Source organism: Micromonospora sp. LOL_013 (assembly GCF_048060315.1).
Lineage (GTDB): Bacteria > Actinomycetota > Actinomycetes > Mycobacteriales > Micromonosporaceae > Micromonospora_E.
Window position 1 is genome coordinate 59,449 of sequence record NZ_JBHMIQ010000036.1, and the last position, 13,789, is coordinate 73,237.

Sequence of the window (13,789 nt, forward strand, 5' to 3'; positions counted from 1 at the left end):
CGACGTCACGGCTTTCGCCGCGCCACCCGACCCGATGCTGTTCGCCGTGCCCGAGGCAATGGTCGAGCAGGCCAGCCGGTTCTACGCGGCCGGCCGGGAACCGGTGCGACCACGGGTCGCCGCGACCGTGCTGCTGCTGCGCCCGACGACGGATCCGGGGCCGAGGGGGGAGCCCGGCGGCACCGGGTTCGAGGTCTACCTGATCCGGCGGGTGGCGGCCGTCGCCTTCGGCGGGGTGTACGCGTTCCCCGGCGGCGGGGTGGACCCGTCCGACGCCGCCGGCGAGCTGGACTGGGCTGGGCCGGATCCAGAGCACTGGGCGGCCCGGCTGGGGTGTCCGCCGGACCAGGCTCGGGCAGTGGTCTGTGCCGCTGCCCGGGAGGTGTTCGAAGAGTCCGGGGTGCTGCTGGCCGGTCCGGACGAGGCCACTGTGGTCGACGCGGTGGACGGTCCGGAGTGGGAGGTCGACCGGCAGGCGTTGCTCGCCCGGACGCTGAGCTTCGCGGAGCTGCTGCGCCGTCGGCGGCTGACCCTACGGTCGGATCTGCTCGCCGCATGGAGCCGGTGGATCACCCCGGACTTCGAGCCGCGCCGGTTCGACGCCTACTTCTTCGTGGCCCGGCTGCCGATCGGGCAGGCGACCCGGGACGTGTCCGGTGAGGCGGACCAGACGGTGTGGGCCCGGCCGGGACGGGCCCTGGACCGGGCGGCGGCCGGTGAGTGGCAGCTGCTGCCACCCACCCGGGTGACGCTCGACGAGGTCGCCGGCTGCGCCGACCCGGACGCCGTCTTCGCCGCCGCCGCTGGCCGGGATCCGGCCGTACCGGTGACCCCTCAGTTGCAGGTGGATCCGGACGGGACGGTCAGCTTCGCGGTTGTCAAGCCCTGATCCGGATAGATGATCTTGCGTTACCAAGCGGTGATACTTTGGCGCGCACAAACGCGACAGGGTGCCGGGCGGTCCTCGCCCGCGACCGCTACCGGACGGGACAGATGGCTCCACGACCAGGGACCTCAGCCGCGCGAGGTGCGCCGACGGACGCCGACGACCTCGTGCATCTTGCCGTGCCCGCCGAGTACGTCTCGCACATCGCCCGGCTGATCGAGGAGCTCGACCAACGGCCCAGGCCGATCCCGAAGCCAGCCCGCCGGGCCCGGTCCACCACCCGCGCCGCCAAGGAGTGGCCGGTCGAGGAGCTGCGCCGGTTCGCCCAGGGTCGGTCCCGGACACACCAGACCGTGTTCGCGATCCTCGACCTGCTCGCCGAGCACCCCGGCGAGACCATGTCGGTCGGCGACCTCGCGGCGCGGCTCGGCAGCCCGGTCGACAAGGTCATCGGCGCGCTCGGTGGGCTGACCCGGATCGTCAAGACGTACCATGACTATCCGAAGTGGGGGCTGCCGTTGCAGCGGATGGCCCGGACCGGTTCCGGCCGCTCCGGTGCGGTCAGCTACCAGCTTCCGGTCGAGCAGGCCCGCCGCTGGCGGCTGGTGCGGCGCGGTCGGCCCGAAAGCTGATCACCGACGTAGGCGGCAAGATGCGTCGGCCGAGGTGCGACGCCGGTCACAGTCGAGCGTGGGCTCAGCTCGGACGGCGACCATACAACCGCCGTTCACCTTCTGTTCACCATGCCCCGGTCGGCAGTTTAGCCACGGCTCGTACCGTCCTCGGCGTTCGAGACGGTGAACTCGCCCCCGCGACCCCTGGGCGGCGACTCGCCACCCGACCTCAGAGAGGCAACGCACCGTGAATCGTAAGTCCCTCCGGCTGGCCGCCCTGCCGGTCGCCGTCATGCTTACCCTCGGCGTGGCCGCGTGCGGCGACGACGGTGAAACCGGCACGGATCCCAACGGCGGTTCCGAGAACCCGGTCAGCGGCGACCTCGCTGGCGCCGGCGCCTCTTCGCAGGGTGCCGCGATGGAGGCATGGATCGCCGGATTCACCTACGTCGCCCCGGACGCGACCGTCACCTACGACCCGATCGGCTCCGGCGGTGGCCGCGAGCAGTTCACCAGCGGCGGTTCCGACTTCGCCGGCTCTGACGCGTACCTCGACGAGGAAGAGGTCGCGGCGGCCCTGGAGACCTGCGGCGAGCAGGGCTTCATCGAGTTCCCCGGCTACATCAGCCCGATCGCCGTGGCGTACAACCTGCCGGGCGTCGAGACGCTGAACCTGTCGCCGTCGGCGATCGCCCAGATCTTCGACAACAAGATCACCAACTGGAACGACCCGGCGCTCGCCGAGCTCAACCCGGACGCCGCGCTGCCCGACCTGGCGATCACCGCCGTGCACCGCTCGGACGAGTCCGGCACCACCGAGAACTTCGTCGACTACCTGGCCAAGGCCGCGCCGGCCGACTGGCCGTACGAGGTCTCCGGCGACTGGCCGACCACCGGTGGCGAGGCCGCCGCGCAGACCCAGGGCGTCGCCGCCGCGCTGCGCGGCGGCGAGGGCACCATCGGCTACATCGACGCCTCCCAGGCCACTGACCTCGGCGTCGCCGCGGTCCAGGTGGGCGAGGAGTTCGTGGAGTACTCGGCCGAGGCCGCCGCCGCCGTCGTCGACGCCGCTGAGACCGTCGCCGGTCGCCCCGAGTTCAGCTTCGCCATCGACCTGCCCCGGGACACCGCCGAGGCCGGCGTCTACCCGATCGTGCTGGTCTCCTACCAGCTGGCCTGCGTCAACTACGACAGCCAGGAGAAGGTCGACCTGGTCAAGGCGTTCTTCAACCACGTGATCAGCGAGGAGGGCCAGCAGGCCGCCGCCGAGAACGCCGGCTCCGCGCCGATCTCCGCGACGCTGCGCAGCCAGGCGCAGCAGGCCATCGACGCGATCACCGTCGCCGGCTGAGTCCAGCACCACGTCCAGCCCCTGCGATCCAGGTCCGGACGGTCACCCGGTGGCCGTCCGGACCTGCGGCGTATCCCCGTACCGACCGTCACGACACGGCCTGAGGAGGCGTAATCCGTGACAAAGCCCGCCACCGCGCATAGCGGCACCCCATCGAGTGATCCGCCGCCCGGCGGCGACTCGCCGCGCGGCACGTCGACGGGCGAGCCGCCGAACGCCGAGACCCGTCGGCGGGGCCGGTCCGGTGAACGGATCGGTGACCAGATTTTCTCCGGCACCGCCGTCGGTGCCGGCGTGCTCATCCTGGTCACCCTCGCCGCGGTCGCGGCCTTCCTGCTCTACGAGGGCATCCCCGCCCTGGTCGCCGACCCCGAGGAACTGCCCGGCGGCGAAGGCTTCATCGCATACGTCACCCCGCTGCTGTTCGGCACGGTCCTCGCTGCGGTGATCGCACTGGTGTTCGCCACCCCGCTTGCGATCGGCATCGCGCTGTTCATCTCGCACTACGCCCCGCGCCGGGTCGCCGCCGGTCTGGGCTACCTGGTCGACCTGCTGGCCGCTGTACCCAGCGTCGTGTACGGACTGTGGGGCATCTTCTTCCTCGCCCCGAACATCGTCCCGGTCTACCAGTGGCTGGAGGAGTACCTGGGCTTCATCCCGTTCTTCGCCGGCCCCGCGTCGGCCACCGGCCGGACCATGCTGACCGCCGGTCTGGTGCTGGCGGTGATGATCCTGCCGATCATGACCGCGGTCAACCGGGAGGTCTTCCTGCAGACACCCCGGCTGCAGGAGGAAGCCTCCCTGGCGCTCGGTGCCACCCGCTGGGAGATGATCCGGATGACCGTGCTGCCGTTCGGCCGCTCCGGGATCATCAGCGGCAGCATGCTCGGGCTGGGCCGGGCGCTCGGCGAGACCCTCGCGGTCGCGATGGTGCTCTCCGCCTCCGACGTGATCACCATCAACCTGATCGACTCGGTCAACAGCAGCACCATCGCCGCCAACATCGCGTTGGACTTCCCCGAGTCCAGCGGGCTGGCGGTGAACGCGCTGATCGCCACCGGCCTGGTGCTGTTCGCACTGACCTTCGTCGTCAACTTCGCCGCCCGGGCCGTCGTCGCCCGTCGGCGCGACTTCTCGGGAGCGAACGCATGACCACCATCACCCCGCCCCGGGCACCCGTCACGAGCCCGCTGAACAGCGGCGTACTGCCGAAGTGGGCACCATGGGTGGTGGTCAGCGGCAGCCTGTCGGTCGGCCTGGTCGGCGGCCTCAGCCTCGGGCTTGCCGTCCCGCTCTCGCTGGCCATCGGCGTACTGCTCGTCATGGTGGCCCTGCCGGCTGTCTCCTGGCAGGTCGAAGGCGGTCGCCGGGCCAAGGACCGGTTCGTGACGGTGCTGGTCAGCCTCGCCTTCACCCTCGCGATGCTGCCGCTGCTGTCGTTGATGATCACCGTCACGCAGAACGGCATCCACCGGTTCGACGGGACCTTCCTCAGCAGCGACATGCGGGGCGTGCTGGGTGGGGGCGGCGGGGCGCTGCACGCCATCGTCGGCACCCTGATGATCACCGGCGCGGCCACCCTCATCTCGGTGCCGGTCGGCGTGATGTGCGCCGTCTACCTGGTCGAGTACGGCAAAGGCCGGCTGGCCCGGTGGGTCACCCTGCTGGTCGACGTGATGACCGGTATCCCGTCCATCGTGGCAGGTCTGTTCGCGTTCGCCTTCTTCGCGATCTTCTTCGGCCCGAGCATCCGGTTCGGTCTCGGCGGTGCCGTCGCCCTGTCGGTGCTGATGGTGCCGGTGGTGGTCCGTTCAGTCGAGGAGATGCTCAAGCTGGTGCCGAACGAGCTGCGCGAAGCGTCCTACGCGCTCGGCGTGCCGAAGTGGCGCACCGTGCTGCGGGTGGTGCTGCGGACCGCCGCTCCGGGCATCGCCACCGGCGTGACCATCGCCATCGCCCGGGTGATCGGCGAGACCGCCCCGTTGCTGATCATCACCGGCAGCACCACGGCAACCAACTGGAACCTGTTCGACGGCCGGATGTCCTCGCTGCCGATCTTCACCTACTACTCGTACAGCATCCCCGGTGCCCGGCCGGAGTTCGGTGTGGAACGTGCGTGGGCAGCGGCGCTCACCCTGTTCGTCATCGTCATGGGCCTCAACCTGGTGGCCCGGCTGATCTCCCGCTTCTTCTCCCTGCCGACCAGCCGCTGACCGCGGAAAGGACCCCTCAAGTGGCCAAGCGCATCGAAGTCTCCGACCTCGACATCTTCTACGGCAATTTCAAGGCCGTGGAGCAGGTCGACATGACCATCGAGCCGCGTTCCGTGACGGCGCTGATCGGCCCGTCCGGCTGCGGTAAGTCGACCTTCCTCCGCTCCTTGAACCGGATGCACGAGGTGGTGCCCGGCGGCCGGGTGACCGGCAAGGTCGTGATGGACGGCGACGACCTGTACGGCGTCGGCGTCGATCCGGTCGCGGTACGGCGGCAGGTCGGCATGGTGTTCCAGCGACCCAACCCGTTTCCGACGATGTCGATCTACGACAACGTGGCGGCCGGGGTGAAGCTCAACGGCGGTCGGATGCGCAAGGCCGACCTCGACGAACTGGTCGAGCAGACGCTACGCGGCGCCAACCTGTGGGAGGAGGTCAAGGATCGGCTGGGCCGGCCCGGTTCCAGCCTCTCCGGCGGGCAGCAGCAGCGGCTGTGCATCGCCCGGGCGATCGCCGTCAAGCCGGCGGTACTCCTGATGGACGAGCCGTGCTCCGCGCTGGACCCGATCTCCACTCTCGCCATCGAGGACCTGATGCACCAGCTGAAGGCCGAGTTCACTATCGTCATCGTCACGCACAACATGCAGCAGGCGGCCCGGGTCAGCGACCGTACCGGCTTTTTCAACATCGCCGGCACCGGCCACCCCGGCAAGCTGATCGAGATGGACGACACGCAGCGGATCTTCAGCAACCCGAAAGTCAAGGCGACCGAGGACTACATCACCGGCCGGTTCGGCTGACCCGCGCGGGCATCAGCCGGTCGGCCGAGGCCGGCGGTCAGCGCCGGCGGTAGGTCACGTCGGCCGACCAGCGCAAAAAGCCGAGCCGGGTGTAGAGCCGTACCGCGGCGGTGTTCGACTCGTCGACGTAGAGCATCGCCCGGTGCAGCCCGGCGGTGGCCAGGTGCCGCAGCCCGGCCAGGGTCAACGCGCGGCCGAGACCGCCGCCGTGCGCGTCCGGGTCGACTCCGAGTACGTAGACCTCGCCGACCGCCGGCCCGGTGTGCACCTTGGTCCAGTGGAAGCCGAGCAGCCGGCCGGCCGGATCCTCGGCGAGCAGGAAACCGGCCGGGTCGAACCACGGCTGCGCGATCCGGGCATGCAGCTGCGGCAACCCCCAGCGGCCCTGCTCGGGGTGGTCGGCGAACGCCTTCGCGTTGAGCGCCACCCAGGCCGCGTCGTCCTGACCTGGCACGAAGGACCGGATCCGTACCCCGGCCGGCAGGTCCGGCTCGGGCAGCGGGTCGGCAAGCTTTCGGCGCAGCTGTAACAGCACCCGGTCGCGGACCAGGTCGTGGTCGAGGGCGAGGGCGGCGGCCGACGGGTGGTCGCCGTGCGCCCAGACGCGCAGCGGGACGGCGGGCTCGACGGCGTCGAGCAGCCCGGTGAGCAGTAGACGACCGTACCCGCGTCGCCGGTGCGTCGGGTGGACCACCAGCTCGGCGACCGAGCCGGCCGGGTCGGTCGGGTCGAGGTTCGCGTACCCGATCATCTCGCCGGTCGGGGCGGTCAGCGTGAGGTGCCGGGCGGAGGCCGCGTCCCGCAGTCCGATGACGACCTGCTCCGGCAGCGGGTCGGTGCCGTCGGTGTCGGCGGCGGCCGCAGCCAGCTTCAGCACCTGGTCGACCTGGGTAGGGTCGAGCCGGTCGGACCGCTCGACGGTCGTGGTCGTCTGGGTCACCCGCTCAGCCACGTGCCCCACCGTATCTCCCGCCGGGTCCGCCCGTCGCGGCGCGGCGGATCAGCGGGCCGGCGGATCAGCGGGCCGGTGGGTTCGCCGGCGCGGCTGGTTCGCGGGTCAGAGCTGGCCGGTGCGCAGGTGCAGCCGGCGGCTGCGCTGGTCGGCGGGTTCGGCCATCGGCGGCAACGCGTCAACCAGGAGACGCTGCCGCAGGTTCGGCAGGATCGAGCGCAGCGCCAGCACCGTACCGGTCCGGTTGCCACCGGCGTCGTGCAGCAGCACGATCGACCCGGGTACGGCCTGCGCGGTCACCGTCGCGGTGATGCTGCCCGCACCGGGCTGGATGTAGTCGGCCGGGTCGATGGTCCAGTGGATCGAGGTCATGCCTAGTTCCCGCGCGACCTCGACCACGGCGGGAGTCCAGAAGCCACCGGGTTGGCGATAGTAGGAGACGGGGTGGCCGGGGGCGGCGGCCCGGATCGCCTCGGAGGTGCGGATCAGATCGGTGCGGATCGCGGCGGTCGGGTAGCTGCCGAGGTCGAAGTCGTGGCTCCACGAGTGGTTGCACAGGGTGTGCCCGTCGGTTGCGATGGCTCGGACCAGCTCCGGATGGGCGACCACGTTCCGGCCGACCAGGCAGAAGGTCGCCTTCACCCCGAACTGGCGGAGCACGTCGAGGGTCTGCCGGGTGTGCACCGGGTGCGGGCCGTCGTCAAAGGTGAGGGCGACCGCGGCGCTGCCGCTGGTCCGTCGGGTGCCGTGCGGTCCGCTGCGGTCGGGGGCCATCGGGGCGTACGCCGGTAGCCGGGCTGCCGGCTGTTCGGGGTCCGGAGGTTCGGGGTCCGGCCTAACGCCGTCCAGCTTGTCGGGGTCCGGTACTCCGGCGGGTGACGACGGCACCGCCGTGGGCCGGGCCGGTGGTGACATCAGGTCGGGGTCGGGTCCGCTGCGGGCCGGTGCCGGTGCCGGTGCCGGTGCGGGTGTGGGCACCGGGTCGGCCCGTTCAGCCGGCGCACTGCTGGAACCGAGAAGGTACGCGCTGGTAAGGACGGCCGTCACAGCCGCACTGGCGTAGGTCAGGCCGCGTAGACCCGCCAGCACCGTCACTGCAGCCTCCCGCCGTCGGTCGGTTGTCGACCCGAGGCTATGGAGACAGCAGTTGCTGCTAAGGCGAAACAGGAGAGAGCTAACTTAAACGATCTATTCGGACGAAAAACTGAAGCGCCATCCGGACAGTTTCGGATGGCGCCTCAGTTGACGTTTCAGGGTTGTGCCACGGTAGGTGGCGGAACCCGCTAGACCGACAGCCGGTCCGGCTGGAACTGGACCTGCTCGCTAGACCGGCAGCGGCGCGGGCTCAGCATCCGGCAGCGACGAGCGGCTCGGCGGCACCACGAACTTGTAGCCGACCTGGCGCACCGTGCCAATCATCGACTCGTACTCCGAGCCGAGCTTGGCCCGCAGGCGACGCACGTGCACGTCGACCGTCCGCGTACCGCCGAAGTAGTCGTAGCCCCAAACCTCGCGCAGCAGCTGGTCGCGGGTGAAGACCCGCCCCGGGTGCTGGGCGAGGAACTTGAGCAGCTCGAACTCCTTGTAGGTCAGGTCGAGCGGGCGGCCCTTGAGCTTGGCGGCGTAGGTGTCCGGGTCGATGGTCAGCTCGCCGGCCCGGATCAGCCCGCCCGCGCCTGATGTGGCGTTGGTCAGCCGACCTACCGCCAACCGCAGCCGCGCCTCCACCTCGGCCGGGCCGGCGCTGGCCAGGATGACGTCGTCGACGCCCCAGTCGGCGTTCAGCGCGATCAAACCGGCCTCGGTGACCACCGCGACCAGCGGGACGCCCAGTCCAGTGGCGTGCAGCATCCGGCAGGTCGCACGGGCCTCGGACAGCTCCGACCGGGCGTCGACCAGGACCGCGTCCGGGCTCGGCCCGGAAACCAGGGTGCGGACGTCGCGGGGCGCGGTCCGCACCGAGTGGGGGAGCAGGTCGAGTGCGGGCAGTACGACCGACGGCTCGCCCGCACGGGCCGTTACCAGTAGCAGGATCTCCACACATCACCTCCGTCCTCGCGGCCTGTCCCGGCCGCGCGTGGTGACCGCGGACGCCGGCCACGTGGCCGTCACCGCAGACAGTGGCGTCGAACCCCGGCTTCGCTGACGGGTGGTCAAGCAATGAGCTTAACCGATTAGGTGCCGGAAACAGCGCGGCGATGAGCTGTTCATCTGTGCAGTCGGCCATAGCGGCGCCGCGCCGTCGCCAGCGGGCCACCCGTCGCGTCTGGCACCATCAGGGCGTGCATCCCTCCACGCCATCCGAGGCCGGTCGCGGACAGTGGCCTGACGGTAGCCGGGAGTCGCCGGCCGGGCCGCCGCCCGGCAGGCGGCCCGGCGGCATGCGGGGCGGCCCCGGTCGCGCCGTCGTCCCAGGGCCGCCGGACTCCGGCCCACCGGTGCCGGGCCGGGCACCGGCCCCAGGTCGGGCACCCGGTCCCGCTCCCGGTCGGGCACCCGGTCCCGCTCCCGGTCGGGCACCCGGTCCCGGTCGGGCGGCCGCGCCGGTGCCGGGCCGGGCACCTGCTCCCGGCCCGGCCCCTGGTCGGGCTCCGGCACCTGCCCCGGGCCACGCGCCCGCTCCCGGCGGTGCGGCCGCTGCGGCCGGGGAGGCCGCCGGTCCGTCGGGCGCGGCGGACCGGCCGGACCGCACCGGGGAGCAGGAAACCGTCAGCAGCCGGTCCATGTCGGCGCCGGTGCCGGTCAGCCGGACCATCTCGCTCACCGTGGCCGGGTTCTCCGTGCTGCTGGCCCTGGGGCTGATCTTCGGTGGGCAGACCGCCGGGCCAGGGCTGGCCCGCACCCCGTTCACCATCGTCGTCTTCGGCGTACAACTGCTCTTCGTGATTTCCTGGACGTTGGCGATCCGGCCGCCGGCGATGCCGGTCATCGGCGGGGTGAGCCTGTTGGCCGCGGCCGCCGCCGACATCGGAGCGTTGCTGCCGACCGTCGCGTCGCTGGCCCCGGTCGGGTACGCCGCGGCAGGCGGCTTCGTCGTCGCGGTGCTCGCCCAGCTGATCCGGCCGGCAGACCGCACGAGGGTCACCGAGTCGCTCGGTGCCACGTTGCAGATCGTCGTCGGAGTGGTCGCCTTCGCCACCCTGATCGTGCTCAGCCGGCTGCAGCTCGGTGGTACCCAGACCATCGTGGTGGCGCTGGCGGGCACCGGCATCGCCCTGATGACCGCCCGGCTCACCGACGCGGTGGTGGCCCGGCCGCGGCTTGCCCCGCAGGTGCCCCGGGGCGCCACCGGCGTGGTGCTCGGTGCCATGGTCGGCACGCTGGCCAGCGCGGTGCTCGGCATCTACGTGGTCGGCTTCACCCCGGTCACCGCAGCCCTGGTCGGCCTGGTCGCGGCCAGCGCGGCGGTCCTGGTCGATCTGGCCACCGGCTACGCCGAGGCCAGCCGGCAGATGGCCGGGGAACCGCCGACCATGTGGGTGGCCCGGCACATGCAGGGACCGCTCGGCGGGTTCGCCCTCGCCGCGCCGCTGTCCTACGCCCTCGGTGTGCTGATCTTCAACTGAGGCGCCGGGTCGGTCAGGGTGAGGCAGCTGACCGTTCGGGCCGGTGCCGGGTGAGCCGTATTCAGGTCGGGTAGATACGGTACGGCGCATTCGTCCGCAGCCGAGGAGGCACAGTGTCGACCTATCCGGCGTACCAGGAGGAACCGGTCCGCCGGTCGCGTCCTCGGCGGCAACCGGGCCGACGAACGCGCCGGCTGCTGGCCGTCGTCGCGGTGCTGCTGCTCGTTCTGGCGCTGGTACTGGTCGTCGCCGACCGGGTCGCCGTCGCCTACGCCGAGCGGGCGGTCGCTGACCAGGTTCGCCAGCAGGTGGCCGGGCAGGACATCGAATCCTCCGAGCCGGAGGTCTCGATCGGCGGGTTCCCGTTCCTCAGCCAGGTCGCCACCGGCCGCTACCAGTCGGTCTCGATCGTGTTGCGCGACGTGTCGGCGGCGGTCAACGGCAACAGCGTGCGGCTGCCCACCCTCGACGTCGACGCGCGGGGCGTACAGGCGCCGTTGGAGACGCTGCGCACCGGGCAGGGTGAGGTCACCGCAGAGACCGTGCAGGGCACCGCCACGGTCTCCTACGACAGTATCGTCCAGTTGATCGAGCAGCCCGGCGTGGAGTTGTCCGAACAGGACGGACGGCTCGGCGTTACCGCCCCGGTAGACATCCTCGGTCAGCAGGTCACCCTGACCGGTACCGCGGACCTGGAGGTCGCCCAGGGCGAGGTGCTGCTGCGCTTCGACGAACTCGTCGCCGAAGGGCTGCCCGGCGACGAGGCGGCCCGCGGGTTCGTCGAGGCCTACGCCCAGCAGTTGTCCATCGCGGTGCCGCTGCCCGCCCTGCCGTTCCAGCTCGACCTGCAGGAGGTGGCGGTGACGCCGGCCGGCCTCGCCGTCACCGTCACCGCCACCGATGTGCCGCTGAGCGCATTCGGCTGACCAACCTGCTCGGCTGACCGTCTCCGGCGGGGGTGGCGTAGGTCTCAACCCGCGGATGTCCCATTGCGTGGTCGGATCGGTGACCGTCCGGAAACAGGCTGGTAAGCTTCGGCCCCATGGGGAAGTTCCTCACCAAGCGGCGCGCGGTCGACCTGTGCCGTGTGGCCACCTGCCTGTGTCGCCCGGTCCTCTGACGGCGGGCTGACCCGGCGGACTGTCGTCGACCCCTTCTGTGGTCGGTGACCAGCGCCGAAGAATTCTCACCATCGCCCGGCAGCGGCGCCGTCGCACGTCCGTGATCCGTCCTCCAGGGTCCCGCACAGGTGCGACAACCTGCGGCGTGGACTCGCCACCGATCCGCATCCTCCGCACCGGCGGCCCGCCGGGCAAGGGGGAGACCAACCAGGGAGTGATCTGATGAGTCGCGACACCGCACTCGTTTCGGCCGACTGGGCCGAGAAGAACCTCGACGCCCCGGGCGTCGTCTTCGTCGAGGTCGACGAGGACACCTCCGCGTACGACGGTGGGCACATCGCCGGCGCGGTCAAGATCGACTGGAAGACCGACCTGCAGGACCCGGTACGCCGCGACTTCATCAACAAGTCGCAGTTCGAGGCGCTGCTGTCCGAGCGGGGCATCGGCAACGACGACGTCGTGGTGCTCTATGGCGGCAACAACAACTGGTTCGCCGCGTACGCGTACTGGTACTTCAAGCTGTACGGCCACCGCGACGTCAAGCTGCTCGACGGCGGCCGCAAGAAGTGGGAGCTCGATGCCCGCCCGCTGACCACCGAGGTGGTCGCCCGCCCGGCCACCCAGTACGTCGCCCAGGAGCCGGACAGCTCCATCCGGGCGTTCCGCGACGAAGTGGTGGCCGCGATCGGCACCCAGAACCTGGTCGACGTCCGCTCGCCCGACGAGTTCGCCGGCCGGTTGCTCGCCCCCGCCCACCTGCCGCAGGAGCAGGCGCAGCGGGCCGGGCACATCCCGACCGCGGTCAACGTGCCGTGGTCCAAGGCCGCCAACGAGGACGGCACCTTCAAGTCCGACGACGAGCTGCGCGCCCTGTACGCCGAGGCCGGCCTCGAAGACGGCAAGGACACCATCGCGTACTGCCGGATCGGCGAGCGTTCCTCGCATACCTGGTTCGTGCTCAAGGAACTGCTCGGGCACTCCAACGTGAAGAACTACGACGGGTCCTGGACCGAGTACGGCTCGCTGATCGGCGTGCCGGTGGTGCTCGGCGACGAGCCCGGGAAGGCGTGACGATGACCGCTGCGACCACACCGAACGCCGCGACCGCGGCGGGCTGCGCCGCCCCGGACCAGGCGGCACCGCTGCCGGCCAGCGTCGACCTGGCCAAGGAGACCGTGATCACCGGCACCGTGCGGTCCGCCGACGGCGAGGCCGTGGCCGGCGCGTACGTCCGGCTGCTGGACGCCACCGGCGAGTTCACCGCCGAGGTGGTGACCTCGCCGGCCGGCCAGTTCCGGTTCTTCGCCGCACCGGGTAGCTGGACCCTGCGGGCACTGTCCCGGCACGGCAACGGCGACACCTCGGTGACCGCCACCCAGGGAGTCAACGAGGTGTCGGTGACCGTCGGCAGCTGACACCCGGCCCGACCCGACGACAGGCCGCCGCCCCGGAACTCGTTCCGGGGCGGCGGCCTGTCGGCTTTATGACCGACATTGGCGGCACATTTCCCGCCGTCGGTACTTCCTGTCGCCTCGTGGACAGCGGAAACGGCCGACCGACGGCGTCACCCTGATCACTCCGGCGGGTGGCCACGCCGACAAGTCAACAGCGCCCGACATGACGGTGCGGCAGAACGAACTGACTTGATGACGTCACTCTCTGGTGAATGGGTGGCCCGTCGCCCACAATTTTCCCTGGCGGTTGCGGGCGTACGGCGAATCGGATTTTGGTTCTTCCGATGCCTGCGAGAATTGCTCATCCCATGGGGGAATCATGCGAAAGACTGTCGGTGTCCTGACTGCGGCGATGCTGGGGCTGGTCACCTCGATGACCATCGCCGCACCTGCTAGCGCTGCAACCAGCCTGCGGGTGCACAGCGTCCAATACCACCCGAACGGCGTCAACGACGGCAGCGGGACGTTCGCGAACCGGGAATGGCTGCAACTGGTGAACCGGGGTAAGGAAGCGATCAACCTGCGGGGCTACACGGTGCACAACAGGAACGGCCGGACTTACCGATTCGGCGACGTCGTCATTCCTGGGAAAGGTGGCCGGGTGTGGCTGCGTTCTGGTGCCGGTGACGACACCGCACGGACCGTCTACTGGAACACGGCTGGTTTCGTGTGGGATGTCGACGGTGACAAGGCATCCCTGCGGAACCGTAAAGGCCACTCCGTACACACCTGCTCCTGGTCGTATGTGAAGGGCCGGGACTGGGTGCGATGCCACGGCCCCGGCGTTGTTCCTCTATGTCTGACTTGATCATTGTTTGTCAGATGTCGTAGA

General features: G+C 70.7%; 15 protein-coding genes. 12 read left to right on the forward strand and 3 right to left on the reverse strand.

The window, feature by feature from the left end:
* Positions 1–34: 34 nt before the first annotated feature.
* The 6 genes from ACFHWS_RS22305 to pstB all read left to right on the forward strand — a co-directional run bounded on the left by ACFHWS_RS22305 (position 35) and on the right by pstB (position 5,864).
* A complete protein-coding gene (locus ACFHWS_RS22305; RefSeq protein WP_416552082.1) occupies positions 35–889 on the forward strand; it encodes an NUDIX hydrolase in 855 nt (284 codons plus the stop codon).
* A 104-nt stretch (positions 890–993) separates the two neighbouring features.
* Positions 994–1,518 (forward strand): hypothetical protein, encoded by a 525-nt coding sequence (locus ACFHWS_RS22310; protein WP_416551857.1) that lies wholly within the window; start codon positions 994–996, stop codon positions 1,516–1,518.
* Positions 1,519–1,747: 229 nt separating this feature from the next.
* Complete coding sequence (gene pstS / locus ACFHWS_RS22315) at positions 1,748–2,851, forward strand: phosphate ABC transporter substrate-binding protein PstS (protein WP_416551856.1); 1,104 nt, start codon at positions 1,748–1,750, stop codon at positions 2,849–2,851.
* A gap of 117 nt (positions 2,852–2,968) precedes the next feature.
* Positions 2,969–4,003, forward strand: coding sequence for a phosphate ABC transporter permease subunit PstC (gene pstC, locus ACFHWS_RS22320; RefSeq protein ID WP_416551855.1), 1,035 nt, complete (start codon positions 2,969–2,971; stop codon positions 4,001–4,003).
* A complete protein-coding gene (pstA, locus tag ACFHWS_RS22325; protein WP_416551854.1) occupies positions 4,000–5,064 on the forward strand; it encodes a phosphate ABC transporter permease PstA in 1,065 nt (354 codons plus the stop codon). The genes pstC and pstA overlap by 4 nt, the downstream gene beginning before the upstream one ends.
* A gap of 20 nt (positions 5,065–5,084) precedes the next feature.
* The gene (gene pstB / locus ACFHWS_RS22330) at positions 5,085–5,864 is read left to right on the forward strand and encodes a phosphate ABC transporter ATP-binding protein PstB (protein ID WP_416551853.1); all 780 of its coding nucleotides are present in this window, start codon (positions 5,085–5,087) and stop codon (positions 5,862–5,864) included.
* A 37-nt stretch (positions 5,865–5,901) separates the two neighbouring features.
* On the opposite strand, the gene mshD is transcribed toward pstB, so the two are convergent.
* The 3 genes from mshD to ACFHWS_RS22345 all read right to left on the reverse strand — a co-directional run bounded on the left by mshD (position 5,902) and on the right by ACFHWS_RS22345 (position 8,856).
* Positions 5,902–6,816 carry a mycothiol synthase gene (gene mshD / locus ACFHWS_RS22335; RefSeq protein WP_416568947.1) on the reverse strand — a complete coding sequence of 305 codons (915 nt, stop codon included), beginning with the start codon at positions 6,814–6,816 and terminating at the stop codon, positions 5,902–5,904.
* A gap of 105 nt (positions 6,817–6,921) precedes the next feature.
* On the reverse strand, positions 6,922–7,911 hold the full coding sequence (locus ACFHWS_RS22340; protein WP_416551851.1) for a polysaccharide deacetylase family protein: 990 nt from the start codon (positions 7,909–7,911) through the stop codon (positions 6,922–6,924).
* A 228-nt stretch (positions 7,912–8,139) separates the two neighbouring features.
* Complete coding sequence (locus ACFHWS_RS22345; protein WP_416551850.1) at positions 8,140–8,856, reverse strand: winged helix-turn-helix transcriptional regulator; 717 nt, start codon at positions 8,854–8,856, stop codon at positions 8,140–8,142.
* Positions 8,857–9,539: 683 nt separating this feature from the next.
* Here ACFHWS_RS22345 and ACFHWS_RS22350 point away from each other — a divergent pair.
* From ACFHWS_RS22350 to ACFHWS_RS22375, 6 genes are all read left to right on the forward strand, one after another.
* Positions 9,540–10,382: a hypothetical protein gene (locus ACFHWS_RS22350; RefSeq protein WP_416551849.1), complete on the forward strand. Its 843-nt coding sequence runs from the start codon at positions 9,540–9,542 to the stop codon at positions 10,380–10,382.
* A gap of 113 nt (positions 10,383–10,495) precedes the next feature.
* The gene (locus ACFHWS_RS22355; RefSeq protein ID WP_416551848.1) at positions 10,496–11,308 is read left to right on the forward strand and encodes a DUF2993 domain-containing protein; all 813 of its coding nucleotides are present in this window, start codon (positions 10,496–10,498) and stop codon (positions 11,306–11,308) included.
* 98 nt (positions 11,309–11,406) lie between these two features.
* Positions 11,407–11,502 (forward strand): Ms5788A family Cys-rich leader peptide, encoded by a 96-nt coding sequence (locus tag ACFHWS_RS22360; protein ID WP_416552081.1) that lies wholly within the window; start codon positions 11,407–11,409, stop codon positions 11,500–11,502.
* A gap of 223 nt (positions 11,503–11,725) precedes the next feature.
* A complete protein-coding gene (locus ACFHWS_RS22365; protein ID WP_278171731.1) occupies positions 11,726–12,574 on the forward strand; it encodes a sulfurtransferase in 849 nt (282 codons plus the stop codon).
* Between the two features lie 2 nt (positions 12,575–12,576).
* Positions 12,577–12,918, forward strand: a complete 342-nt coding sequence (locus ACFHWS_RS22370) for a DUF1416 domain-containing protein (protein ID WP_416551847.1) — start codon at positions 12,577–12,579, stop codon at positions 12,916–12,918.
* 391 nt (positions 12,919–13,309) lie between these two features.
* Positions 13,310–13,765 carry a lamin tail domain-containing protein gene (locus tag ACFHWS_RS22375; protein ID WP_416568948.1) on the forward strand — a complete coding sequence of 152 codons (456 nt, stop codon included), beginning with the start codon at positions 13,310–13,312 and terminating at the stop codon, positions 13,763–13,765.
* Positions 13,766–13,789 lie beyond the last annotated feature (24 nt).